The sequence below is a fragment of the Micromonospora sp. WMMD967 genome (genome assembly GCF_029626165.1).
Classification (GTDB): Bacteria; Actinomycetota; Actinomycetes; order Mycobacteriales; family Micromonosporaceae; genus Micromonospora; species Micromonospora taraxaci.
Genome location: NZ_JARUBK010000001.1, coordinates 6,136,876 through 6,161,782, shown reverse-complemented (window position 1 = coordinate 6,161,782; position 24,907 = coordinate 6,136,876). Strand labels below are relative to the sequence as shown.

The window sequence follows — 24,907 nt, the reverse complement described above, 5'->3', positions numbered from 1 at the left end:
CCCGATGGCACGCACCGCTGGAAACCGGCGATTCTGCCCAGTACGGGGATCTTGCTCGCGTGCCCCGTCAACGGGCACGATCGATCGGTGACGAATCGATGGGGCATGACGGTGCCGCTGGGCGGCATCCCGCTGGCCGACCACGAGGCGGTCTACGCGACGCTCGACCGGGCCGGGTTCACCGACGTCTGGTCGTCCGAGGTCGCCGGGACCGACGCGTTCACCCCGCTGGCGTTGGCCGCCGCCTGGCAACCCCGGCTACGGCTCGGCACCGCGATCACGCCGGTCTTCACCCGTGGCCCCGGGCTGCTGGCGATGAGCGCGGCGGCGCTGGCCGAGGCCGCGCCGGGCCGGTTCGCGCTCGGCATCGGGGCGTCCTCGCCCGTGCTGGTCCGGGACTGGAACGCCGTCCGGTTCGACGAGCCGTTCCGGCGGACCCGTGACGTCCTGCGTTTCCTGCGCGCCGCGCTGCGGGGCGAGACCGTCGACGAGGTGTACGACACCTTCACCGTGCGACGGTTCACGCTGGAACGACCACCGGCGGTGCCGCCACCGATCCTGCTCGCCGCACTGCGCCCCGGAATGCTCCGACTCGCCGGCGCGGAGGCCGACGGGGTCATCCTCAACTGGCTCAGCGCCGACGACGTGCCGCGTGCCCTCGCCGAGCTGGGCGAGCGACGCCCCGGCTTCGAGGTCGCCGCCCGGATCTTCGTGTGCCCCACCGAGGACGCCGCCTACGCCCGGACCCTGGGCCGTCGCCTCATCACCAGCTACCTGACCGTGCCCGCGTACGCCGAGTTCCACCGCTGGCTCGGCCGGGACGAGACGCTCGCGCCGATGTGGGAGGCCTGGGCCGCCGGTGACCGGCGCGGCGCCAGCGCGGCGGTGCCGGACGACGTGGTCGACGCCCTGGTGCTGCACGGCTCACCCGAGCGGTGCCGCGCCCAGGTGCGCCGCTACGCCGACGCCGGCGTGGACGTGCCGGTCTTCGCGCTGCTGCCCACCCCCGAGGTGACCGCCGGTGGCGCGACCGCGCTGACCACCCTCATCGCCCAGTTGGGTGCCGACCCGGTAGGAGCCGCCGCGTGAACCTCACCGACCGGATCGTGGTGGTCACCGGCGGCGCCGGCGGCATCGGAGCCGCGCTGTCGCGCCGCTTCGCCGCCGAAGGGGCCGCAGCCGTGGTGGTCGCCGACCTCGACGCCGAGGCGGCCCACGCGGTGGCCGAGGGCATCGGCCCGGTCGCACACGCCACCGCCCTCGACGTCACCGACGAGGACCAGGTCCGGGAGCTGGTCGCCGACACCGAGACACGGTACGGCCGGATCGACCTGTTCTGCGCCAACGCGGGTGTGACCACCGGTGGGGGAGTGGAGGTCGACGACGCCGGCTGGGACCGGGCCTGGCGGGTCAACGTGCTCGCCCACGTCTACTCGGCCCGTGCGGTGCTGCCCGGGATGCTCGCCCGGGGCGGCGGGCACCTGCTGCACACCTGCTCGGCGGCGGGTGTGCTGACGGCGGTGGGAGACGCCGCGTACACCGCGACGAAGCACGCCTCGGTGGGCTTCGCGGAGTGGCTGGCCATCACCTACCGGGACCGGGGCATCCGGGTCAGCGCGCTCTGCCCGCAGGGCGTGGACACCCCGATGCTCGCCGACGGCATCGCCGAGGGTCACCTCGGCGCCCGCGTGATCACCGCGTCGGGTGCGGTGCTCACGCCGGACCAGGTCGCCGACGCGGCCGTCGCCGGGTTGGCCGAGGAACGTTTCCTGATCCTGCCGCACCCGGAGGTCGCCGACTACGCCCGCCGCCGCGCCGAGGACCCGGACGGCTGGCAGGCCGGCATGCGCAAACTCATCCGTCGCCTGACCGCCTGACTGGACCAGAGCCGGTCGCGACGGACCGCCTTCGGCCTGCGCCCGTTTCAGGGGTGCGTTCGGCTGGCCCACCGAGGCGACTCGTCCAACAGCGGTATACCTCAGAGGCATATTTATGACTCTGAGGTATACCGCTCACTGCCGCATCCGCCCCGACGGAGCTAACCGACGGTAACGCCCGCGCACTCATGACCCGGGTGCGGCGGCCATCCCCCGTTGGCGGGAGCGCATTCCCCGCAGTCGGGGAGGAAGAACACGTCGTCGCTGCTGACCATTAGCCCATGCAGATGGGTGTGTGGTCACCACCGTCCGGTCGAACCAGCCGATCGATCAACCCCGACCCGTCCCGGTCGTGGCTGGTCGGCTGCGCCGTCTTCGTCGTCGGGGAGATCGCCCTGCGGCTGTACTGGATCGCGGGCGGCCGGTGGGCGTACACCGCCTGCGATCGCACCGCCCTGGTCGACCCGGCGGGCGGGTGCGGCGCGGATCGTGTGGACACGCTGCCGTTCTGGGCGGGCTGGGGAGCGGTCGGAGTCGGTGTCGCTCTCGCGATCATCGTCGGGTGTGCGGTCCCATTTCCCGGCCGCACCGTCGCTGCCGCGAGTTGGGCGGCGAGCGCGCTGCTTCTGGTCGTCGCGTTTCCGCTGCACCTGCTCTTCGAGGTTCCGGCGGCGTTGACGGGACGCCCCTCGGACTGGCGTGACCTCGGCGCCCGGCTCGCGCTGGTAGCCGGTGGCGTCCTGTTCGCCGGGCTCGCGCACACTTCCGGTCCCCGACGTGGCCCAGCGCCCGCCGGCTACCAGCCGGTGCCGAGGTGGACGCGCCGCTGGGCGTACGCCGCTGTCGTCCTGCCCGTGATCGGCTGGGCCGTGCCGCACGGGCTCTGGGTGCTCGGCGTTCCGTTCGGCATCTCCGAGCAGAAGCTGGACGAGATCCAGCTGGATCTCTCGACGGAGACCGGCCTCGCGATCACCCTCGTCCCGCCGCTCGCCGGCCTGCTCGTCCTCGGGTTGGTGCGGCGGTGGGGTCAGCAGTTCCCCCGCTGGGTGCCGGGACTGGGCGGTCGACGGGTTCCCCGGCTGCTGGCGGTGATCCCGGCCGGGGTGGTGGCGCTCACGTTGGTCACCTACGGCGTGTTGAGTGTCGCGGTGTTCGTCGGCCAGCTACGCACCGGAGACCTGCCGTGGTCGGAGGTGTGGGAGGGATGGGCGACCAGCGCCACCCTGCTGGTGTTCCTCGGCTGGGGGGTGTCGCTCGGCGTCACGACCGCCGGTTACGCCCTCGCCACCCGCCCCCGCCGACCACTGGCCAGCCACCGACTGGGTTGATCAAAAGGTTTGCGTCACCGGCGGGCGTCCTTCTGACGCAAACCTCTTGATCACCGCGGGGATCAGCGGGCGTGGGCGCGGGTCACTGCGGGGAGCGGGTGGCGCGGGCGCGGCGGAGGGGGGATGGGTGGACGGACCAGAGCAGACGGCGCCACCACGGGCGGGCCGCGCGCAGCGTCGTGACGTAGGCGGTGGCCACCTCGGCCGCCCGGGCCGCCTGGGCCGGGGTCGCGGCGGCGGGGGCGAAGCCCACCTGATTCAGCAGGGCCGCCAGTTCGTCGACGGCCGGTGCGGCGCCGCTCGGACCGCTGCCGGTCTGGGCGCTGCTGGTCGGGCCGCTGCCCGGTGGACCGTCTCCGGTGACGCTGGCTCGGGCGTCGGCGAGGGCCTGGCGGGCGTGCCCGGCTACCTCGGTGGCGGCCAGGTCGTCGCCGACCGGCCGGCCGGCCAGGCGCAGCGCGTCGGTGACCTCCTGCCAGGCCCCGGCGATACGCCGGCCGGGGTCACCCTGGACGAGTCGACTCCGGGTCAACGAGCGGCGCATCGCCAACAGGGTGAGCAGGAGCGCCCCCACCAGCAGCAACAGTCCGCCGCTGCCCCCGGCGACCAGCACCGGCGTGGACAGCCCACCTCGTCCGGGCGGTCCGTCCGGAGCGGCCACCGGCTCCGGCGACGCGGTTGGCTCCACTGTGGGCGCCGGTGCCTCCGACGGCGGCGGATCGTCCGGCGTCGGCCGGAAGTCCTCCTCCACCGGCCTCGGCTCGTTGTCCGGGCGCGGCAGCGGGTCGAACGGCACCCAACCCAACCCGTCGAAGAGAACCTCCGGCCAGGCGTACGCGTCGCCGGCCAGCACCGGCCCCTGCCCGCCGGTCCGGAAGCCCACCACCACCCGGGTCGGTAGCCCGGACAGCCGGCCCAGCACCGCGAACGCCGCCGCGAACTGTTCGGACGTGCCCTCTTGGCCGCCGCCGTTGCGGGGTCCGAAGAGGAAGAACCCCAGATTCGGGTACGCGTGCCCGCTCGGCGCGTCCGCCACCACCCGGTAGTGCTCGGCCAGGAACTGCTCGATCGCCAACGCCCGCGCGAACGGTGCGCCGTTCTCCTCGGCGAGTTGCGCGGCCAACTTCCGCATCGGCTCGGGCACCCCGTCGGCGACCCGCAACACCCGGGCCACCTCGTCACCGGCGGGCACGTTGGCGGTGCCCAACAGGTTCGAGTCCGGGTGCTCCTCGGCGGAGGTCACCTCGTACCGCAGCCCCGGCGACAGCCCTTCGGGCCGGATCAGCGTCCCGCTCGCCGGGTCGTACGCCACCCGCGCGCCGCTGACCTCCCGGGGCGTCGCCACGGCGGGGAGGAGCCGACCGCTCAACTCCGCCACGGTGATCTGCTGGCGGACCGTGCCGACCGTGCTGGCCTCGGGGGGCGTGGCGGCCGGCAGGATCCGGCCCGCGTTGCGGTACGTCGCTCCGACCCGCCAGGTCACCCCGTCGTAGTCGCTGAGCACCGCCAACCGGATCCGTACACCGCCACCGCTGCCCGCCGCCGGCTCGGCTCCCGGCTCGTCGTCGGGTGCGGCGGCGTCGGGCGGAGCACCGTCGCGTTCCGTGCTCACGTCGAGGAGCTTCTGCTCCGGGCGCAGCGCCCAACCGGAGATGCGGATCAACGGGTTCTCGTCCAGCGACTGCACCTGCGGCGGCTCCACGTACCGGCGTGGGTCCACCGGTCGACCGTCGACCTGACCGGCGACGACAGGGCCGAGCAGCGCGACGAGCCCGACCACCAGCGCCACGCCGAGCGTCGCGCTGGCGGCCAGCCGCAGTCGCACCGCCGCGCGTACCCCGGGGGCCAGGTCGGCGGCCGGATCCCCGCCGGCCGATGCCGCGTTGCCGGGTGCGGCCAGGCCGACCGCCCCGACCGCGACGAACGCCACCGTCGGTCCGATCGCCGGCTCCGCGTTCGGGCCGACCGCGTACAGGGCGGCGGCGTAGAGCCCCGCCGCCGGCAGGTAACCCAACAACACCCGGCCGGCGCGCAGCGCCACCTCCGCACCCGCCAGCCCCGCCAACCAGGCGGCGACCACCGGCACCAGCACCGTGTCCGGTGCGGGCTCCACCGGAATCATCGCGGTGAGCAGCCGGGGAATGCCGTTGCGCGCGGCGTCCGCGGTGACCTCCAGCAGGCTGCCGGACAGCTCGGCGTGGTCGGCGGCCAACCGCAGCGACCACAGTGTCCAGCCGGCCATCGCGGCCACCGAGACCGGTGCCACCAGCCAGGACGGCAGCCGACGGGCGGCGACGCTGACCAGCACCGAACCCGCCGCCGCGCCGCCCACCAGCCAGGTCAGCAGGTCACCCGCGTACACCCGGCCCAGCGCCACCCCGGCGAGCACTGTCATCCCGATCAACGCCGCCGGGACGACGGCCGCCCGCAGCACCCGCACGACGTGCGTCACCACCGGCGTACCCCGTCCCACTCGGCGGCGAACTGCGCGCCGTCCGCCGCGTCGACCACGACCAGGCCGGTGGCGCCCGGTGGCGTCGGTTCGGCCGCGCCGAACACACCGACCACCACCGAGGGGTACGCCCCTCGCAGTGCGCCGACGTGCCCCAGCTCGTCCCGGCCATCCGGCCCGGTCAGGAAGATCAAGGTGTCGCCGAGCCGGTCCTGTCGCAGTCGGGTCGTCGCCGCGCGTACCGCGTTGTCGTCGTCGGACAGGTCGGCGGCGGCCAGCCGGTCCAGCGGCCCGAGGGCGGGGCCTGTCTGCGCCTCCTGGTCGGGTTCGGCGGCCACGAACAGCAACACCACCGGCAGGTCCGCGCGGTGCGCGGCGGTCACCACCGACGCCGCCGCCTCGCACGCGGACTCGAACGACTCCGCCACCCCGCCGACGCGCTGCGGGTGCGCGGCGACCCGGTTGTCCAGCAGGACGACCAGGCGGGGGAGGCTGGTGTCCACGTTCTCCCGCACCATCAACTCACCGACCCGGGCGCTGGTCCGCCAGTGCACCCGGCGCAACTCGTCGCCGACCACGTACTCCCGCAGCGAGTCGAAGGTGATCGACCCGTGCGGCACCCCGTCCACCCGGCCGTCGAGGCTGCGCCCCGCACCGGTGGGCACCGCGGTCAGCGGGTGGATCCGGGGGTACACCCAGACCGGCACCACCGCGCCGTACGGGCGGGCCAACGCCACCAGGCCCAGCGGGTCGCGTCGGGTGACCCGCAGCGGCCCGACCGGCACCACCCCCCGCCGGTGGGTCGGCACCTCGTAGCGGACCTCGGTGTCCCGCCCCGGCCGCAGGCGCAGCACCGGAACCGGCACCGTGCGCTCGCCGCACCGGTCCTCCGCCAGCAGGTTCGCCGACCGCAGCCGGCCGGCGTTGCGCACTGTCACCGTCATGCTCGCCGACTCGCCGCGCGCCACCCGGTCCGGGTCGGCGTGCCGGGTCACCGTCAACCGGGGCCGCCAGGCCGCCACCAGCGCCGCGTAGCCCACCGCCGCGCCGGCCGCCGCGCCGAGCAGCGTCAACTCGGGGTACGCGAACCGGAAACCCGCACCCACCAGCACGACGGCGGCGACGAGCAGCCCGATCCCACGGGCGGTGATCCCCATGCCGCTGCTGCCGGTCAGCCCTGCACCGGAGCGGGCTGCCCCGACGGCAGGGGCACCGGCACCGAGGCGATGGCCTGGCGCAGCACCTCCCCGGCGGTCAAGCCGCGTACCTGGGCGTCCGGGGTGAGCAGCAGCCGATGCGCGAACACCGCCTCGGAGAGCGCCTTCAGGTCCTCCGGCATGATCCAACCTCGTCCGTCGATCAGCGCGTACGCGCACGCCGCCCTGGTCAACGCGATCACACCCCGAGGGCTGACCCCGACGCGCACCTGCGGGTGGGTACGGGTCGCGGCGGCCAGCCGGACCGCGTACGCGTACAGCGGCTCGGCGATGTGCACCCGGCGGGCCATCCGGACCATCTCCCCGACGGTGGCGGTGTCGGTGACCGGGGCGAGCGCCTCGGGCGAACGCACCGTCGCACCGCGCAGCACCTCCACCTCGACCGCCTCGTCCGGGTAGCCGACGGACAACTTCACCAGGAACCTGTCCAACTGCGCCTCGGGCAGCCGGTAGGTGCCGTCCATCTCCACCGGGTTCTGCGTCGCCACCACCAGGAACGGCGACGGCACCGGGTGCCGGACCCCGTCGACAGTGACGGTGCGTTCCTCCATGACCTCCAGCAGCGCCGACTGGGTCTTCGGCGACGCCCGGTTGATCTCGTCGGCGATGACGATGTTGGCGAAGACCGGCCCCGGGTGGAACTCGAAGTCCCGGGTCGCCTGGTTGAAGATCGTTACGCCGGACACGTCCGACGGGAGCAGGTCGGGGGTGAACTGGATGCGCCGCCACTCACCCTTCACCGTGGCGGCGATGGCCCGGGCCAGGGTCGTCTTACCGACCCCGGGTACGTCCTCCAGCAGCACGTGACCCTGCGCGAAGAGCGCGGTCAGCGCCAGCCGCACCACCTGCGGCTTGCCGAGCACCACCGCGTTGACGTTCTCGGCCAGCCGGGCTGCCAGGGCCGCGAAGCCCTGCACCTCCGGCTGGGTGAGTGGCTCGTGGGTGTTCACGGTCGGTGGTGCTCCTTGCCTGGTGGTTCAGCAGGTGGGCAGGACGTTGATGTTGTCGCCGCCCTCCAGGTTGAGCCAGGCCCAGGGAATGTAGTTCTTCCCGTTGAACTCGACCTGTACCCACCAGGTGCTGCGCTTCTGGTTGTTGTAGATCCAGGAGTCGACGTCCTCGCCAGACTTCTTGCAGTAGGCCTGAAGTCGCCTGCCGGGCTTCGCCCAGCCGGCCTGCTGGTCGTTGTCCTGCCGGGTGACCTTGAAGATCTCGTTGCCGTTGCGGCCATCTCGGTCCCGGTCGCAATAGGTGCGCTGGTCGCCGTCCGGCCCGTTGTTGCAGGTCGCGATCCCGTACAGCGGCTGCGTCTTCTGCGCCCTCGTCGCCGTGCCCTTACCGGCGGCGTTGGTGGCCGTCACCGTGAACGAGTAGTTGCTGCCCGGCGTCAGGCCCGTCATCGTGATGCTGGAACACGCACCGGCCTTCGCCGGCTCACCCGTCGTGCTCAACGAACAGGTGGCCTGACCACCCCCGGCATCCACTGTGAACGTCACAGTCGCCCCGGTGGCGGTCGCCGACGAACCGGTCACCGTGACCCGGGGCTCGGCGACCGTGCGTGCGGTGGCGGTGGCCTCCGGGCCCGGCCCCGCCTCGTTGACCGCCTTCACCTTCACCGTGACGTTCTGGCCGTTGCCCAGCCCGGTGACAGTCGTGCGGGTGTCGGTCACCTCGCTGGTGCGCCCACCGACGTCCACCAGGTACTTCGTCACCGGCCGCCCGTTCGCCTCGGCCGGCGACCACTGCACCGTCACCGCGCCCGGCTGGTTGGCGACAGTGCCGGCCCGCAGGTCGAGCGGCCGACCCGGCGCCGCGAAGGGCACCACCGTGTTGCTCACCGGTGAGGCCGCCGACCCGGCGCCCTTGCTGTTGACCGCCACCACTGTGAACGCGTACTGGGTGCCGTACTCCAGCTCACCGGCCGGCACCACCAGCTCCGTCTTGGTCGACTCGCCGGCCGGGGCGTTCGTCCCCGCCGAACTGGCCGTCACCGCGTACCTCGCGATGGTGTTGCCCTGCCCGTTCGCGGCCGGCCACTTCACCAGCACCGTGCCGTCGGGGCGTTCCTGCGCGGTGACGCTCGCCGGCGGGTCGGGCACCGCGGCGGTCGGCGTCACCGGGTTGCTGTTGCGCGGCGGACCGTCGCCCTTGGCGTTCACGGCGTGCACCGCGAACCGGTACGTCTCGCCGTTGGTCAGACCCTTGACCTCCACCGCACGCTGGTTCGCGCCCACCTCCACACGCTTGCCGGCACCCTCCACCACGTACTTGATGATCGCGGCGCCGTTGGCGGCCGCCGGTCGCCAGCTCACCCGGGCCTGCGCGTTGCCGGCCGAGGCGGTCACGCTGCGCGGGGCACTCGGCTTCCCCACCCGGGGCTTCTTGGGCGGGGGAGGCGGCGCGGCCACCGGTGGCGGGTCGCCGCCGAGCACGTCGTTGGCGTACTTGTCGACCTCGCGCACCTGGTGCTTGTCGTCCACCACCCGGGCGGTCGCCGCGTCGGGGGAGTTGATGAACAGGTGGTTTTCCCGGACCTCCAGCTCCAGCGGCCCGTTCGCCCGCCCGCCGATGGTCTCGACCAGCTGACCACCACCGTCGAAGGCGTAGATCGTGCCGGTGGACTCGTCGGCGCAGTAGAACCGGTCCGCCCAGGCCACCGCGGCGCTGAGTCGATCCCCCTCGCCCGGCACCGTGAACGCCTTCTCCTCCCCACCGTCACCCACCACCAGCACCCGCCGTTCGGCGGGCACGGTGACCGGAACCCGGGGACCACTGGTGCGCGCGGGCAGCGCGGCCGGGCCGGACAGCGTCAACGGCGTCGGGTGCACCTTGCCCCGCTGCACGCGCACCAGCTTGCCGGCCGTACGGTCGAGCACCGCCACACCGTCGTCCAGGGTGGAGACCACCAGCTCGTGGCTCGCCTCGGCCACGTCGTACGACTCGACGCGCTCCGGCTTGATCCCGCCACCGTCGGGCGCGGCCGAGGCCGGCGCGGACGGTAGCTTGGCGGCGGTGATCGCCGAAACAGTGCCCTCGCTGGGCACCGCGATCCAGAGCCGACCCTCGCCGTCGAAGGTGCCGCCGGCGATGCCCGGGGGATAGCGGACCGGCTCGCCGACCGGGGCCAGCGACCGCGGGTCGAGCTGCCGCACGATGCCCTGCACGGCGTCGACAACGAACGCCGAATCTTCGTGCAGGGCGACACTCACGCCCAGGCCGGGCGTCGTCTTGGTGGTCGCGGTGAGTTGCAGGGTCGCCAGGTCCAGGGAGCTGACCTGCCCCGTCTGAAGGTCGCGCAGGATCAGCAGCCGGTCGGTCTGGGTGACCTGCATCGGGTGACGGTTGGCACCGGGAATCTCGGTGCGGGTGTCCACCCGGGCGGTCACCCCGTTGACCCGGGCCAGCTCGCTGCGCGCCGTGCTCCACAGCCAGGAACTCGCGTCGTAGTTGGCCACCGCGTTGTCGGCCGCGCCCAACCCGAGAACCGTCAACCCCATGGCGGCCAGCAGAGCGGCCACCGTGCCGATGGTCACCAGCCCGCCGCGAAGCCGGGACCGGGAGCGGGGGGCGTCGGTCCGTACGGCGTCGTCGATGCTGGCCACAGCCGGCTGCCTCCCCTGAGTCGTGGCAGGTGGCGCGCCTCGCGGCAACCCCTCCCCTGAGCCGGGTGCCATCATATGGCGCTGCTGGTGGCGGGGGAACCCGCACGGTCACCCCTGTGGATACCGAGCGTGTGCGTTGTGGACGCCCAGGTCAGCCCGGCTCACGTTCCAGGTCGGCCCGGCTCACGCTCCGATTCAGCTCGGCGACGGGCGGCCTGAGGGCTTCCCGCTCGACGGGGCGCTGCGCTCCCGCGCGGTGCAGACCTGGCTGGATGTCGCGAAGCTGTCCGTGGAGTAGACCGCCAACACGGTGAAGCAGTGATCCACTCGGGAGTTCAACCCGTTGACCGTGTAACTGGTCTTGCCCGGGTCCACGGTGGCCATCACCCCGAGGGCCTGCCCGGCCCGCCCGGCCGCGACCATGAACGGCACCGCCCCGCCGGACGGGTCCGTCCAGGTCAGCGTGATCGTGGTCGAGTCGTCCCGTAGCTTCAGGTCCCCCGGCGGAGGCCCGGCCGCCGTCGGCACCCCCGAGGGTGCCACCGCCGTCGGTGCCGTCCCGCTGGGCGGCGGGTCGTCGCGGGTCAGCACCACCGCGCCCAGCCCCGCCACCGCCACCACGGCCACCCCGGCCGCGACCACCGCGCCGATCAGCGTCGCCCGGTTGCGGCCCGCCGAGCGGTCCTCGTCGGCGTACGCCTGGTGGTACTGCTGCCCCGGATACAACGCCTGCCCCGGGTAGTGCTCCTGGGACGGGTAGCCGGCGTGCTCGGTCGGAGTCGGCTGAGGGTGCTGCGGTGCCGGTAGCGGCGCTGGTCCGCTGCCGGCCGGTGACCAGGCCGCCGGGGTCGGCGCGACCGGCGTCGCGGCGGGGCGCGGTGGCGCGGCGGCAGATCCCGGCTGGGCGACGACCGGCCCCTGAGCGGTGACAGGTTGGCTCGGACCGCCATAACCGCTGGGCGGGCCGCTGCTCGGCGCGACGGCCGGGATCACCACCGTCTCGTCGGACGCCGAGACTCGGGCCCGCTGCGTCGGCACCGGTGCGGCCTCGAAGATGTCCAGACCGGACTCGCCGCCCCCATCGGTGGCCTCGGCGTCCGTCGCAGACAGCTCAGCGACGTCGGCGTCGGTATTCGGCAGCGGCGGGCCGCTGCGGCTCCACGGCGGCGCGGTCAACCCCCACGGGGGTACGGAAGGCGCGGCGCTGGAAGGCGCGGGGGCTGGTGTCGCCCTCTGTGGGGGTCCGGAGAGCGGCTGCCGGGGAGCGGGCGGTGCGCTCGTCGGAGGGGCGGAGACGGGAGGCGCGGAGACCGGATAGGTGTGCGCGGGTGGCGCGGACACCGGGTGGGTGTGGCCGGGAGGTGCGGAGACCGGGTGGGTGTGCGCGGGTGGCGCGGACACCGGGTGGGTGTGGCCGGGAGGTGCGGAGACCGGGTGGGTGTGCCCGGGTGGTCCGGAGACGGGATGCGGGTGTGCCGGCGGCGCGGAGATCGGCTGTGAGGGAGGGGGTGGGGCGCTGACTGGTTGGGCCGGTGCTCCGCCAACCGGCCGCGCAGGCCCGGGGTGACTACTGGTTGGCAACGGCCCGCCCGGCGGGGTCGCCCCGACACCGGGTGCGTCTACGGATCCGGTCGGGCTTACCCCCGCCCGCGTTCGGGCGGCTTCCTCGGCGAGCAGGGGCTCGATCTGCCGTACCTGGATCGTGGGATCGTCCCAACGGGGTGCCGGAGCGGCCGCCGGCTGGGCTGCGGGGTCGACGGTCGGAGGGTCGCCAGCCCGCTGACGCGGCGCCACAGGAGGCCCGGTCGGTGGTCGACGTGGTGCCCGCTGCTCGGATGACGGCAACGGCTGGCTCTCGGCTCTGGGCCTGGGCAGCTGACTTTCGGCCGTCGGCCTGGCCGGTCGGCCCTCCGTCGTCCGTCTGGCCGGCTGGCTTCCGGACGTCGGCGCGGGCGGCTGGACCGTGGTGCCCGACCTGGGCTGCTGGCTCTCGGCCGTCGGCCCAGGCTGACTCACCGTCGGAGAAGCTCCGGGGTGCGACTGCGGGGCCATGGAGGGTGCCGGCGGCACGGAGCGCACCGGCGGGGTGGCTGCCGGCTGGACGGGCTGAACCCGAGGTTCCGGCGCCGGGCCCGTGGCGTCGGCCGGTGCGGCGGGTGCGCGTACCCCTGGCGGGGTTGGCCGGGGTGTGGTCGGCGGTTGCGGCGGCGCCCAGGGTGAGGTGGTGGCCGCCGGGCCGCCTTCGGAGGGGCGCATCGCGGCGAGGGTCGCCAGGGACAGCGTCGGCCCCGACAGCGCCGCCCGGGCGCCGGAATCGGGCGGCGCGCTGACCGGCTCCGGACCGGGCGTCGGCGACGGGCTGTGCTGGTCAGTCGGGGTCGACGCGGGTAGGCCGAGGTAGTCGCGGGCGGCGCGTACCACCGGGTGGTGCTCCCCGAGCACCGCGGGCCCGGCGGTGGCCACGCGGGTGTAGTTGCGGCGGGCCTCGTGCCGGTTGCCCAGTTCCTCGGCTACCTCGGCGAGTTCGAAGGCGATCGCGAGCAGGACCGGGTCGGAGTGCTCCCACCGCCGCTCGCCCGCCGCGAACGCCTCCTCCAACACCCGGCGGGAGCCGAGCGGATCATCCGCCTCCCGGTGCAGCCGGGCCAGCAGATGCGCGGTGTGCAGCACCTCGGGGTGATCGTCGGAGTACGGCGGGGGAGGGGACCCGACAGCCTCCGCGAGCAGCTGCCGGGCGGCGCTGAGATCGCCAGCGGAGCGCAGGGCGAGGGCCCGGTGCTGGACGGCTGCGAAGGGGGAGGGATGGGACACGTGGCAATGCTGCCGCCAGAGGGCCGCCGGACGCTACCCGGACACGCTTGGCGGGGGTGTTGATGAGGGCGGGTGAGGCCGCTTGAGCAGTGGCGCGAGCGCCGGGACCGGGACAGCGGAAGGCGATGTGCATGATCCACGAGCGGCGTGTACAGTAACTCCCCGTGCGGCCCGCCGTACCGACATCGGGTGGAAAGATCATCCGGTCGGCGAGGTAGGCTCAACGTGTAGGTCCGGGTGGCGGAATGGCAGACGCGCTAGCTTGAGGTGCTAGTGCCCGTATAGGGCGTGGGGGTTCAAGTCCCCCCTCGGACACGACCCATATGCCCACGGTGCGCGCTGAGATCGGTTTCAGCGTGCACCGTTTGCGCTTCGGGGTGGTATGTCAGCCGCAGGCCGAGCTGGCGGTAGACCTCGGCTTTGTCGGCGGGGTCCGCGTCGCGGAGCACGGTGACGATGTTCCCGAGGGCGTGAACCAGCGCGGTGATCTCTGCCTGGGTCATCCGGCGTGGTGCGGCGGAGGTGCCCGTGTGCAGCTCGGTTTCGGCTCGGGTCCGTTCAGCTTGTGTCTGGGCTATCCAGTTGCTGACGATCGAGGGGTCGGCTCCGGCGTCCAGAGCCGCTCGGTAGCGCTGAAGATTCGTGTCGCAGTCGGTGATGGTCGCGCGGGCGGCGGTGATGGCGGGGGAGGGGTGGTCGCCCAGCTGGGCGTCTGCCATCGCGGTGATCGTGTTCTCGATGTGGTCGGGGTGGAACGCGGTAGCGAGCCAGGTGTCGAGTGGACCGGTGAGGGTCTCCTCGCGGAGGTAGACGTTGCGGGGATGGGAGACGTCGTTGGCGAGGGCGTATTCCTGGGGGAAGCGGCAGCGGTAGTAGGCGGCGCCGTGGTTGTACTGGCCCTGCATCCGCCGGTTGCAGGCGGCGCAGTAGATCAGGCCGCGGAAGACGTACGGGTTGCGGGCGCGGCGTTGCCGTTGCGGGAGGTCCAGACCCAACCGGTGGCGTGCGAGCAGCGTCTGCGCCTGTTCGAAGGTGGCCTCATCGATGATCGGTGGGTGGGTGATCTCTTTGGAGACCACCCACTTGTCCCGCGGGTTCCAGCGCATCACTCCGGTGTGACCGAGCGCGACGTCGTCGACGTCCAGGAGGACCTCGTCAGTGCGCTGTTTGTTCCAGACCTGCCGGCCCGTGTAGCGGGGGTTGGTGAGGATGACGCGGACGGCGCTCTTGGACCAGGCGATGCCGCTGCGGTGGGGGTTACGGGCCCGGTCGTGTGCGGAGGGGCAGGGCACGTGGTTGCTGGTGAGTGATTCAGCGATGGCGTACAGGCCGCTGCCGGTGAGGAATTCGTGGAAGATCTGGCGGACGATCGGGGCGGTCTGCGGGTCGGGGGTGAGGCCGCGTAGGTGTTTGCCGTCGGCTGCCTTCGCAGGGTTGGGGTGGGGGCCGAGATCCTGCAGGGCGTAGCCGTATGGGGGGCGCCCGCCGAGGTAGCGGCCTTCGAGCAGGGTCTGAGCGGCCATCGCGGTACGGACGCGCAGCTTGATGCGGATGCGTTCGCCTTTGCTCATGCCGCCGAAGACGGACATGACCAATTCGTGGGCCTCGTTCTCGGGGTCGATCGGGCCGCCGATCTCCGGTACCCACAGTTGGACGCCGTAGTGAGCGAACAGCGGCACGGTGAGACCGAACTGGTTGCCGTAGAACGCGCGGTGGGGTTCTCCGACGACGACGGCGGAGAATCCGCGTCTGGGGTCGCGGAGCGCGGCGAGAAGGCGGCTGGCGTGCGGGCGGCGCTGCCACGGCAGCGAACGGCTCTGGCCGATGTCGAAGTACTCGGCGGTGATCCGGCCGCCGTGGGGCTGGATGAGGGTTGTCGCCCGACTGAGTTGCCAGCTGCGGGAGGACTCTGGGTCTTGGTTGTCCTCGGTGGACACGCGGCCGTAGAAGGCGAAGGGTTTCGGTTGAGGGGTGGTCATCGGTTCTCCTGGTTCGAGTTGTCGGTGCGGCGGTCGTTCACGTGTCTGAGTAGCTTCAGGAGGGCGGCAGCGGCGCCGGGGTGCAGCTCGGGTGGCTGGCCGGGTACCACCACGCTGGTGACGCCGGGCGGTGCACTGCCGTCGATGGTCCCGACCGTCCATGAACCGTTGTCTTCGCTGGGCTGGTCAAGTCGCTCGTCGGCCGGCGCGGTCGAATCCGGCTCTTTGTGATGTTCAGATTGGCGGTCGGGCGGCAGCGTCATGCGCCTCCGTCCGGCGGTCGCCCCGGCCGGCACACGCGGCGGTGGGCGTGCACCGTTCGCTCCTTGACCTCCGTCGCCTCGCGGTGAGAGGGGGCGGATTGGAGAGCGAAGCGCGCATCGACCGCGTGGTTGGTCGGGACCGTGGCGCTGTAGCTCGAAGCGCTGGTGACTCTTGCCGTGGCAGATGGGTGGGTTGTCATGGGAAATGTCCTTCGGGTTGGTCGGTGCCGGTTGCTCGGGCGGGCATGAAGAAGCGGCCGGTGCCTGACGGCACCGGCCGCTCGTTGAGCAGCGTGGGGCGTTACGTCTCTGCGGTCGTCAGGTTGGTTGGCGGCGGCCGTTCAGGTAGGGGCAAGCGCATGATGGCGCGGCTTGCCGCGTGCCCGGGTGGGCCATCTTGCTGGAAGAGCACTTCCTTCCCGCGGAGTGCTCCGCCGTTCTGCGTGGCAGTCAATGGCTCTCTATGTTGCCTGGCGAGGGTGTATGCGCAGGTCGCAACGGTAAGGAGCTGCTGGACGGGCTGGCCTTGCAAGTGGGGGCAGATTGGGCGCACGTTGGCGAAGAGGTCAACGAGCCCGAAGTGCTCACATGCACGGCGCCGGGCGAAACGCTTTGACCTGCGGTGATGCGGTCGAGCGATGCGGCGTGACCTCCCAGAGAAGACCGAAGTGGTCAGGGTTCGCTGCTCCCCGCCTGGCTGGTGCCGGCCGTCGTCCGAAGGCCTGCCGATGCCAGTCAAGAGTGCGGTCGCGCATCAACGTATGACTTTGGTCCTGCCGTGCTGGCGTCGGCCGGGATCCCGTTACCTGAGACGCGAATCCCACCGGCAACCCTCTGACCAGGGCTCCCTGCTTGGTCAGCTCTTCGGCGTGCCCGAAGGCCTCACCACCGGCAGCTGCGCTCCACGGGCCGGCGGCGTCCGCTCACGCCGAAGAGAGCGCGTCTGCGTCTCGGCGATAAGCCGCGGTCAGCCGATATCCCAGGACGCGAGGTGAGTCCCGCAATGCAGGCATTGGAATAGATACGCGGTGGGCTCACCGTTGCGATCGAGCCGGTGCAGGAACTCTTCGGTTTCCTCGGGTGACCAGCCCAGTTGCCGGTGGCTCGCCCGAAGCATGTTCAGGGCCTCGGGATGAGGTTCGACATCGCGGTAGCCAGCCGGGCCGAGAAAAGCCGCGCCATCGCCGCAGTGGTAGAGCCATGACTCTTGCTGCCAACCGGTGAAGCCAGGGGTCCGGCGAGTGATCTCCTCGATGACGTGGTGCGGCACGTCGTGAGGCACGCCGACTGCGTCACTGAACTCGGCAGGCATGTCCAGGATGTGGCCGCCATCCGTGGCGACGGCAACGACGCCGAGTGCCCTGGAAGCCTCCCCGGAGTAGATGCAGTGCAGGCAGAGAGTCCCGGGTTGTCCGCCGTAGATCGGTCCCCGGTAGCGAATTTGCCGAAGTTGCCCGCAGACGCTGCATTCGTGCTCAATCCGCACCGCCGAGCCCGTGGCCAAGGGATCAGGGTGGTATCGAAACACCGGCTCGGTCACGAGCCCATCATGCCAACTGTTGGTCACAGCCCCGACAGGGCTTCTGGTCCTACCACCTCGCGCACGCCTTCAGGCCCGGTCGGAGGACCGTCGATCTGGTGGGTTCGATGCCCGTCGGCGCCCTGTTTTGCCGCGACCCGCGGTCTATCTGTGGGGACTGAGCCTCGTCAGACGGTGACGGGGCTGATGAGACTGTCATTGGTCCTCTGTGCTGAACCGCTGCCGGCGAAGCCAACGTCCGCCTGCCGCCGTCGTGAGCCCGCACGTTGTGGGAGGGACGCGGGTGCGGACGACTGGGATCATGGGCCGATGATGCATTCGTTCCATCTCGCGCTGCTTCCGCCGGCCTTGACCTTGCGCACACTGCGTCGCAGGCCTCGGGTGGCTGGGCTGCGGCACGCCGAATGCCTCGCGCTCATGCGACTCGGCTCCCCGGCGTTGTCGGTGGAACGGATGCAGCTGCGACGCCCTGCGATGTTCGCCGAATGGGACGACGAATCGGCGTTGGAGCGGTTCCTCGCAGACGACGATCTAGGGCGGCAGTTCGACGACGGATGGCATGTGCGACTGCAGTACCTGCGGCGTTACGGCGAGGTGGCCGCCTTCGCCGGCCTGCCGGTGCAGGCGGGCCGGTGGGATCCGCAGGAGCCCATCGTGGCCGTCACCCTCGCCCGGCTCAAGGTTCTCGAACTACCCCGGTTCCTGAAGTGGGGGCGGCCCGTCGAACGCTTGGTCGCCGGTCACCCCGGCACCACGTTCGCCACCGCAGCGGTACGCCCGCCCCACACGTTTTCCACCTTCACGATCTGGCGCAGCGTCCGCGAGATGACCGACATGGTCCACGGCCGCAGCGCCGTCCCACAGGCCCATACACACGCCGTCGCCATGGCTGAACAGCATCGCCGGGACTTCCACCACGAATCCGCGTTCATGCGGTTCCGCCCTCTGTCCGAACACGGCACCTGGGAGGGGCGCACCCTTCTCCCCTGAGCGATTCGAGAACCACGCTTGATCAGATGCACACACATGCCGCTGGTCGCGCGGTCATGTCAAAGGTCGGGCGCCTTGCCGGGCAGACGCATATCGGTTGTGGCGCCCGTGCACCATCAAGGCATGAGCGCGTTGATGGACCAACTGCCGGCTTTGCTCGGCGTCCTCGTCGGAACAGGCGGGACCATCCTCGCCACCTTGATCGCGGACCGCTCGCGGTGGCAGCGCCAGCAGGCGGCGCGGTGGGACGAGCGCCGGCTTCAGGCGTACGTCGAGTTCGCCAACGCAGTCAAGGAAGTGCACACGTACGCGCTCCGGCTCGCCAACCTGAACGCGCTTCGTCACGGTGTCGATCGTGAACACGCCCTGGCCAGGATGGAAGAGGCCGATATCCGGCGCACAAAGACATGGGAGAGTGTCCTCCTCCTGGGCGACGCCGCATCGATTACTGCGGCCCGCGAGTGGCGCGCCGCAGTGACGGACATCGCCCGTTACGCCCGCGGCATGACTTCCGCCGGGTTCGAGCTGGCTGCTGGGCTCGGCCATGCCAACGAGACACGCGATCGCTTCTACCAGGCAGCCCGGGCGAGTCTCGGCATCCGGGGATCGGCCGTGCCCCAGTCGGACTGGCTGGCGGGAAAGTTGGACATCCGCACACAGCAGGACGCCTGAGCGAGCGGTACGCGTCGGCTCTCGCCCTGGAGAGCCCGTCGGGATCGACTCTTCGTTGCGGCGGTCTGCTGCCTGATGGCAGAGCGAGCAGCACGGCGTAGCACACCAAGGTCACATACAAGCTTCCGCCGCTGATAAGGCGCGGTGATCGTGGGTGTGCTTCCCGATCGACCGATGCGGCTGACTAACCAGCGCTGGTGCCGACCGTAGCGCTGGGTCGGCAGTTCACGAGCGGTCGGCGGCCCGGTGCGAGCCCGGTCTAGGGGGAGCAGGTTGGGAGCAGCGGGGTGCCCTGAACGGCTTTGAACTGCCGGCATCGAACAGCACTCAACTGCACCCACCCCTGCCTGCGGCTCCACGTTCTCCCAGGTCAGAGCAGGTGCGGCGTCCTGTTTCGCCGCGGAGTGCTCCGCGGTTCTGCACGGCGGTCGACAACCTTCTATGTCGCCTGGTAGGTGAGTGTTCGCAGGTCAAGGCGGTAAGGAGCCATTGGTTGGGCTGGCCTTGCAACTGGGAGCAGATTGGGTGCAGGTTGGCGAAGTGGTCTCCGCGCCCGAAGTGCTCACCGACGCCGGACAGAGGCGGGGGCTTTTGCCTGCGGCGATCCGGACGGCCTTCGACGACCGGTCGATCCGACGGGGCTTCGTGGTGGTCGAGGGGGAGTTCGTGGCCTGCCAGACCTGGATCGAGGGCACCTTCGTCCGTGAGTTCACCGAGTCGCCGGTCGGCCCGTTGCCGCCCAACGGGCAGCGCGTCGTCTTCGACCTGCTGAACCTCTTCCGGTTCGACGACCAGGGCCGTCTCGTCGAGGAGTGGGTGCGCACCGACTATCGCAGCCTCCAGCGTCAGCTCGGCGCCGAGGGCAGGCAACGCCACCTTGCACAACCAGGTCGCTGCCAGCGGAGGCCGCGTCCCGGCGGAGGCTCGCTGGGGTGTGACCGTCAGGCCGGCAGTGTTGACCGTTCTCCGCCACATGCGGTTAGCGCAGTTCGCGGAAGAACGCGGTGAGGTCGGCGGCGAGGAGTTCCGGCTCCTCGTGGGCCGCGAAGTGTCCGCCACGCGGCATCACGGTGTAGCGGGTGAGCTGGTAGGTGCGCTCCACCCAGCTGCGCGGCGGTTGGCTCAGGTCGTACGGGAACACCGCGATGCCGGTCGGCACCTCCACCCGCCGCCACGAGTCGCGGGCGAAGCGGTGGTACTCGTGGTACGGCCGGAACGACGTGGCGATCGTGTTGGTGAACCAGTAGAGACTGATGTGGGTGAGCAACTCGTCGTCGGTGAACGCGGCGGACAGGTCACCGGCGCAATCGGTCCACGCCCGGTACTTCTCGACGATCCAGGCCAGCAGCCCGGCCGGAGAGTCGCTGAGGCCGTGCGCGAGGGTGGTCGGCCTGGTCTGCTGCTGGTGCTCGTAGCCGCCACCTTCGGCGTACCACTGCGCCATCTGGGCGATGTGGGCCTGCTCTTCCTCGCTGAGTTGCTCGTCCGGGGCGATCGGCGGGTTCATCGCGGCCAGCACGTGCACGCCGGCCACCGACTCCGGGTGCGCGGCGGCGAGTCGGCTACTCACCCCGGCGCCTAGGTCACCGCCGTGCGCGCCGTAACGGTTATAGCCGAGGACGTCGTGTATCAGGGTGTGCCACAGCTCGTGCGTGGGCGGTTGCGCGGGCCATCCCGGTCTCGGGTCGGAGAATGCGAATCCGGGCAGCGACGGGATCACCACGTCGAAGGAGTCAGCGGGGTCGCCGCCGTACCGGCTGGGGTTGGCGAGTCGATCGCCGAGTCGGGTCAGCTCCAGGAAGGTGCTGGGCCAACCGTGGGTGAGCACGATCGGCATCGGCCGGGGGCCTTCACCGCTTAACCGCACCAGGTGTACGCGAGCGCCACCGATCGACACGGTGAACTGTGGAAGCGCGTTCATCGCGACTTCCTGAGCGCGGCAGTCGAAGCCGTCGGCCCAGTAGTCCACCAGGCGCGCCACGGTATCCGGATCACTGCCGGCCGACCAGCCGGGTGCCGGGATCGGCGCGGGCGACCGGGTCTGGTGTAGACGCCGCCGTAGATCCTGTAGCTGCTGCTCAGGGACGTTCAGCGAGAACGGCGTGGGCCCCGCGTCAAACATGGCCGAACGATAACACCAGTGTCGATCTTGACGACGTCGGCGGTGCTTCGAGTGGCGGCCAGGGGCAAGGCGGTGAATCAACCGGACCACCGGCCTGTTCGTTGACGGCTACGGCCTGACCGCCAACGGGTCCGCGGCCCAGCAGGCGTCCTGGAACGGCGGCAATAACCAGCAGTGGCAGATCACCGACCAGGGCAACCGGCGCTACCGCATCGCCAACCGGACGACCGGGCTGGTACTCGACGGCGGCGGCCAGGTCGCCTCCGGCTCCCCGGTCAAGCAGTGGAGCTGGGACGGCAGCACCAACCTCCTGTGGACCATCGCTGCGGTCTGATCCAGCACGGGTTGACCGAGGCGTACCTTCCGCAACGGCAGTGGTCGCGGAAGGTACGCCTCGATCGGCGTTCAGACCGGAGTGCGCGCTGTGGTCTGACTCAGACGCGCGACCACTGCATGCCGGTCGCGGTCCCGCACGTCCGCTGTTCCAGGGCCGCGCCGGCGGTCGTGGAGTTGCCGACCACGCCCAGGCACTTGTTGCTGTTGATGTTGACCAGGTTGTAGTAGCCGTCGCTGGACGGCCGCCAGTTGAACGTCTGGTTGAGACCGTTGTGACAGGTGTACTGGATGACCTGGGCGCCGTCGGCCGTGGACGAGTTCAGGATGTCCACGCACTTGCCGCTGTTGACGCTCTGGAGGCGGACGTTGCCGTTGCCGGCATCGAGGAAGCGCCACTGTTGCCACGTGGCTCCGTTGCTGCTCCACTGGCCGATCACGGCGAGGTCGTTGAGGTTGGGTTGCTGGACGTCGATGACCTGCCCACTGTTGCGGTTGGTGATGCGGTACGCCGTGGGGGCGCTCCCGGCGCCGAACTGCCACCAGTTGAGGTTGAACAGGTTGCCGCTGCCACCGGCGAAACGCAGGTACAGGTCACGGGTGCCGGTCGCTCCGCTGACCGCGCAGGTGGTGCTCGTCCAGGTCTGCCAGCCACCGGTGCCACCGACGGTGCAGGTGCCCACCACCGGGCCGCTGGCGCTGTCCAGGCGAACCTCGATCCGACCCCCGCTCGCACCCGACGCGACCCGGGCGGTGAACGTTGTCGCCCCGGTGCCGAATGCCACGCCCTTGACCTTGATGTAGTCGCCGTTCTCGATCCAGCCGACGTTCATCCCGCCCTCGCTGGACGCCTCGGTCTCGATGCCCGAGCCCCACGCGATCGTCTCCGCCTCCTGCCGCACGTACGGATTCAACGTCCCCACCTGCGGCGCGCCGGTGGTGGTCATATTGATCGTCGGGAAGGTGCCGTTGGAGTTGTAGGTGAACTTCTCCACCGCCACGGACCGGGTGAAACCACCACCGCCGGGCAGCGCCCCGTTGTGGTAGAAGAAGTACGAGCCGCCCTGGAAATCGATCACCCCGGCGTGGTTGGTGAAACTCGCGCCCTGCCGAGGCATGATCGTGCCCCGGTACGTCCACGGCCCGGTCGGCCCGGTGGCGGTGGAGTACGCGATGAACTCCGAGCAGCACTCGGCGGCGAACACGTTGTAGTACAACCCGTTGCGCTTGAACACCCACGGACCCTCCTCGTAGAGGGTCGGCCGACTGGCGTTGCCGTTGCGGGTGCCGAAGCCCGCCGTGGTCAGCGGGATCCGCGTCGCGCTACCCGAGAACGAGATCATGTCCGCGTTCAACTTCACGTACCACAGCCCGGGGTTACCCCAGTACAGGTACGCCTGCCCGTCATCGTCGATGAACGCGTGCGGGTCGATCTCACCATTGCCGACCAGGGGCCGGCCGATCGCGTCGCGGAACGGACCGGTCGGGCTGTCGCCCACCGCCACCCCGATGACCATCTGCCCGTTCGACCGCTGACGCACCGGCACGTACCAGTAGAACTTGCCGTTGCGCGCGATGACCTGGCCCGCCCACGCGTTGGCGTCGGCCCACGCGAACGTCGCGAGGTTCATCGGCACACCGTGGTCGGTCCAGTTCACCATGTCGGCCGACGAGAAGACCCGCCACTCTCTCATGGTGAAGTACGTCGAGCCGTCCTCGTCGTGACCGGTGTAGAGGTACACCCGGCCGTTGTGCACCAACGGCGCCGGATCGGCGGTGTAGATGTGTTGGACGATCGGATTGTCGGCCCTGGCCGTGCCGGGAACCAGTGCGAGGACGCAGAGCAGGCCGGTGATCGCGGCGATGGTGCCCCGCAATTTACCTCCAGCCCGGAACCAAGCGCGTGGTCTCACGATTTCTACCTCCAACAGGTCACGCGGTGAACGCTGATGTTCGCCGCTGGGGTGCTGCTGCGTGTGTCGCGTTGGCCTAACGGTGTTAGCGACAACATTCAGAGTGCCGAAACTGCTTTTCCGCACGGACTGGAAACCCGACGCCGGATTGCCGTGCTAAGCACGATGGGCAGGTAGGTCGGGTCATGATGGTGCCTTCATCGATAGATACTCGCATTGACCTCCTTCAGTGTGATCGCTAACATGAGTGCCCCAATCGGGTCGTCTGATGAGACCTGATGACCATCACCATGGCTTGCGCAGAGCGACTGGTGCCGTCGCGTTTCCGGCATGACATGCAACAGGCCGATTGCCCTGCCGTCTGCGCGCCACGAAAAGGAGAGAGTCATGAACGACTCCGGCGAGTTCCCTCCCGACTCCCGACCCGGACGCCGCTGGCGTCGGCCTCTCGTCGCCGCGGCGCTGAGCGCCGTCATGGTCGGCGTGCTCGGGCTGATCGGCAGCACCCCGGCCGCCGCCGCGACGGTGGACGTGAACGCCTGGTACGTGTTGGTGAACCGCAACAGCGGCAAGGCGCTGGACCTCTACAACTCGGCCACCACCGACGGGGCGCGGATCACCCAGTGGTCGCGTAACGACGGCAACTGGCAGCAGTGGCAGTTCGTCGATTCCGGAGGTGGTTTCTACCGGTTGAAGTCGCGGCACTCGGGCAAGGTGCTGGACGTGACCGGAGCGTCGACGGCAAACGGCACGGCCATCGTGCAGTGGACCGACCGTAACGCCACCAACCAGCAGTTCCGGCTGGCCGACTCGGCCGGTGGCTACGTACGGCTGGTCAACCGAAACTCGAACAAGGCCGTGGAGGTGCAGAACGCCTCGACCGCCGACGGCGGCAACGTGGTGCAGTACGACGACTTCGGCGGCAACCACCAACAGTGGCAGCTTGTCCAGGTCGGCGGCACGGGCAACCCAGGCACTCCGGGTAACGGGACGGCTGGCTGCGGCAAGGCCCCTGCGATCGGCAGCGGCACCCACACCATCACCAGCAGCGGGAAGTCCCGCACCTTTATCCTCCGAGTGCCGGACAACTACAACAGCGCCAACCCGTACCGACTGGTGTTCGGTTTCCACTGGCGCGGGGGCACGGCAACCGACGTGGCCACCGGTCAGACGGTGCAGCGCGACGTGTGGTCGTACTACGGTCTGCAGCGGCTGGCGAACAACAGCACGATCTTCGTGGCGCCGCAGGGCCTCGGCAACGGCTGGGGCAACGCCGGCGGGGAGGACGTGACGTTCACCGACGACATGCTGCGACTGATCGAAAACTCCCTCTGTGTGAACACCCGACTGCGGTTCGCCACCGGGTTCAGCTTCGGCGGCGGGATGAGCTACGCCCTGGCGTGTGCCCGACCGAACGTGTTCCGGGCGGTCGTGGTCCTCTCCGGCGCGCAGCTCAGCGGATGCAGCGGCGGCACGGGTCGGGTCGCCTACCTCGGTGTGCACGGCATCCGGGACGGCGTCCTGAACATCGCCAGCGGTCGGTCTCTGCGCGATCGTTTCGTGCAGAACAACGGCTGCGCCGCGCAGAGCCCCCGTGAGCCCGGATCCGGCAGCCTCACTCACATCCGTACCTCCTACTCGGGCTGTGCCGCGGGGTATCCCGTGGAGTGGATCGCGTTCGACGAGGGCCACATCGCCGCTCCGCAGGACGGCGCGACGGGGGACAGCGGCTCCCGGACCTGGGTCCCGGGGGAGACCTGGCGGTTCTTCACGCAGTTCCAGTGACCCCGGGCGAGAGCCGGCGCTGA

Annotated in this window: 15 protein-coding genes, 1 tRNA gene and 2 pseudogenes; 8 read left to right on the top strand and 10 right to left on the bottom strand. The window is 70.9% G+C overall.

Annotated features, from left to right (window positions below; translation table 11 throughout):
- Nucleotides 1–105: 105 nt before the first annotated feature.
- The 3 genes from O7631_RS27665 (at nucleotide 106) to O7631_RS27655 (ending at nucleotide 3,205) form a co-directional block, all read left to right on the top strand.
- Entirely contained in the window at nucleotides 106–1,089 is a 984-nt protein-coding gene (locus tag O7631_RS27665) for an LLM class F420-dependent oxidoreductase (protein WP_278148037.1), read from the top strand.
- Nucleotides 1,086–1,877 (top strand): SDR family oxidoreductase, encoded by a 792-nt coding sequence (locus O7631_RS27660; RefSeq protein WP_278146974.1) that lies wholly within the window; start codon nucleotides 1,086–1,088, stop codon nucleotides 1,875–1,877. The genes O7631_RS27665 and O7631_RS27660 overlap by 4 nt, the downstream gene beginning before the upstream one ends.
- Nucleotides 1,878–2,158: 281 nt before the next feature.
- Complete coding sequence (locus tag O7631_RS27655) at nucleotides 2,159–3,205, top strand: hypothetical protein (RefSeq protein ID WP_278146973.1); 1,047 nt, start codon at nucleotides 2,159–2,161, stop codon at nucleotides 3,203–3,205.
- Between the two features lie 82 nt (nucleotides 3,206–3,287).
- On the opposite strand, the gene O7631_RS27650 is transcribed toward O7631_RS27655, so the two are convergent.
- The 5 genes and pseudogenes from O7631_RS27650 to O7631_RS27630 form a co-directional block, all read right to left on the bottom strand.
- Nucleotides 3,288–5,660, bottom strand: a complete 2,373-nt coding sequence (locus O7631_RS27650) for a transglutaminaseTgpA domain-containing protein (protein ID WP_347403525.1) — start codon at nucleotides 5,658–5,660, stop codon at nucleotides 3,288–3,290.
- Nucleotides 5,654–6,814 (bottom strand): DUF58 domain-containing protein, encoded by a 1,161-nt coding sequence (locus O7631_RS27645; RefSeq protein ID WP_278146972.1) that lies wholly within the window; start codon nucleotides 6,812–6,814, stop codon nucleotides 5,654–5,656. Before O7631_RS27645 ends, O7631_RS27650 begins: the two co-directional genes overlap by 7 nt.
- 14 nt (nucleotides 6,815–6,828) lie before the next feature.
- A complete protein-coding gene (locus O7631_RS27640) occupies nucleotides 6,829–7,824 on the bottom strand; it encodes a MoxR family ATPase (RefSeq protein WP_088988698.1) in 996 nt (331 codons plus the stop codon).
- Nucleotides 7,825–7,851: 27 nt separating this feature from the next.
- Nucleotides 7,852–10,476 carry a fibronectin type III domain-containing protein gene (locus O7631_RS27635; protein ID WP_278146971.1) on the bottom strand — a complete coding sequence of 875 codons (2,625 nt, stop codon included), beginning with the start codon at nucleotides 10,474–10,476 and terminating at the stop codon, nucleotides 7,852–7,854.
- Between the two features lie 195 nt (nucleotides 10,477–10,671).
- Nucleotides 10,672–11,148: pseudogene (locus tag O7631_RS27630) on the bottom strand (fibronectin type III domain-containing protein); the annotation flags it as partial.
- A gap of 2,370 nt (nucleotides 11,149–13,518) precedes the next feature.
- Between O7631_RS27630 and O7631_RS27625 the strand changes: the two are divergent.
- Nucleotides 13,519–13,602 (top strand) — tRNA-Leu (locus tag O7631_RS27625).
- Here O7631_RS27625 and O7631_RS27620 read toward each other — a convergent pair.
- The 3 genes from O7631_RS27620 to O7631_RS27610 form a co-directional block, all read right to left on the bottom strand.
- Nucleotides 13,584–15,266 (bottom strand): recombinase family protein, encoded by a 1,683-nt coding sequence (locus O7631_RS27620; protein ID WP_278146970.1) that lies wholly within the window; start codon nucleotides 15,264–15,266, stop codon nucleotides 13,584–13,586. The two genes, O7631_RS27625 and O7631_RS27620, sit on opposite strands and share 19 nt — an antisense overlap.
- Nucleotides 15,263–15,529, bottom strand: a complete 267-nt coding sequence (locus O7631_RS27615; protein WP_278146969.1) for a hypothetical protein — start codon at nucleotides 15,527–15,529, stop codon at nucleotides 15,263–15,265. Before O7631_RS27615 ends, O7631_RS27620 begins: the two co-directional genes overlap by 4 nt.
- Before the next feature lie 967 nt (nucleotides 15,530–16,496).
- Nucleotides 16,497–17,069 carry a CbrC family protein gene (locus O7631_RS27610; RefSeq protein ID WP_278146968.1) on the bottom strand — a complete coding sequence of 191 codons (573 nt, stop codon included), beginning with the start codon at nucleotides 17,067–17,069 and terminating at the stop codon, nucleotides 16,497–16,499.
- Between the two features lie 309 nt (nucleotides 17,070–17,378).
- Between O7631_RS27610 and O7631_RS27605 the strand changes: the two genes are divergently transcribed.
- The 3 genes from O7631_RS27605 to O7631_RS27595 all read left to right on the top strand — a co-directional run bounded on the left by O7631_RS27605 (nucleotide 17,379) and on the right by O7631_RS27595 (nucleotide 19,739).
- Nucleotides 17,379–18,059: a hypothetical protein gene (locus O7631_RS27605; protein WP_278146967.1), complete on the top strand. Its 681-nt coding sequence runs from the start codon at nucleotides 17,379–17,381 to the stop codon at nucleotides 18,057–18,059.
- Nucleotides 18,060–18,182: 123 nt separating this feature from the next.
- Nucleotides 18,183–18,731, top strand: coding sequence for a hypothetical protein (locus O7631_RS27600; RefSeq protein WP_278146966.1), 549 nt, complete (start codon nucleotides 18,183–18,185; stop codon nucleotides 18,729–18,731).
- A gap of 489 nt (nucleotides 18,732–19,220) precedes the next feature.
- A complete protein-coding gene (locus O7631_RS27595) occupies nucleotides 19,221–19,739 on the top strand; it encodes an ester cyclase (protein ID WP_278146965.1) in 519 nt (172 codons plus the stop codon).
- Here O7631_RS27595 and O7631_RS27590 read toward each other — a convergent pair.
- Entirely contained in the window at nucleotides 19,711–20,853 is a 1,143-nt protein-coding gene (locus O7631_RS27590; RefSeq protein ID WP_278146964.1) for an epoxide hydrolase family protein, read from the bottom strand. The two genes, O7631_RS27595 and O7631_RS27590, sit on opposite strands and share 29 nt — an antisense overlap.
- 434 nt (nucleotides 20,854–21,287) lie before the next feature.
- Complete coding sequence (locus O7631_RS27585; RefSeq protein WP_278146963.1) at nucleotides 21,288–23,099, bottom strand: family 43 glycosylhydrolase; 1,812 nt, start codon at nucleotides 23,097–23,099, stop codon at nucleotides 21,288–21,290.
- 387 nt (nucleotides 23,100–23,486) lie between these two features.
- Here O7631_RS27585 and O7631_RS27580 point away from each other — a divergent pair.
- A pseudogene (locus O7631_RS27580) lies at nucleotides 23,487–24,881 on the top strand (RICIN domain-containing protein); the annotation flags it as partial.
- Nucleotides 24,882–24,907 lie beyond the last annotated feature (26 nt).

Coding starts and splice junctions, on each gene's coding strand:
- O7631_RS27665 (WP_278148037.1), top strand. CDS start 106: ATGACGGTGCCGCTGGGCGGCATCCCGCTGGCCGACCACGAGGCGGTC.
- O7631_RS27655 (WP_278146973.1), top strand. CDS start 2,159: ATGCAGATGGGTGTGTGGTCACCACCGTCCGGTCGAACCAGCCGATCG.
- O7631_RS27645 (WP_278146972.1), bottom strand. CDS start 6,814: ATGGGGATCACCGCCCGTGGGATCGGGCTGCTCGTCGCCGCCGTCGTG.
- O7631_RS27620 (WP_278146970.1), bottom strand. CDS start 15,266: ATGACCACCCCTCAACCGAAACCCTTCGCCTTCTACGGCCGCGTGTCC.
- O7631_RS27615 (WP_278146969.1), bottom strand. CDS start 15,529: ATGACGCTGCCGCCCGACCGCCAATCTGAACATCACAAAGAGCCGGAT.
- O7631_RS27605 (WP_278146967.1), top strand. CDS start 17,379: ATGATGCATTCGTTCCATCTCGCGCTGCTTCCGCCGGCCTTGACCTTG.
- O7631_RS27600 (WP_278146966.1), top strand. CDS start 18,183: ATGAGCGCGTTGATGGACCAACTGCCGGCTTTGCTCGGCGTCCTCGTC.
- O7631_RS27590 (WP_278146964.1), bottom strand. CDS start 20,853: ATGTTTGACGCGGGGCCCACGCCGTTCTCGCTGAACGTCCCTGAGCAG.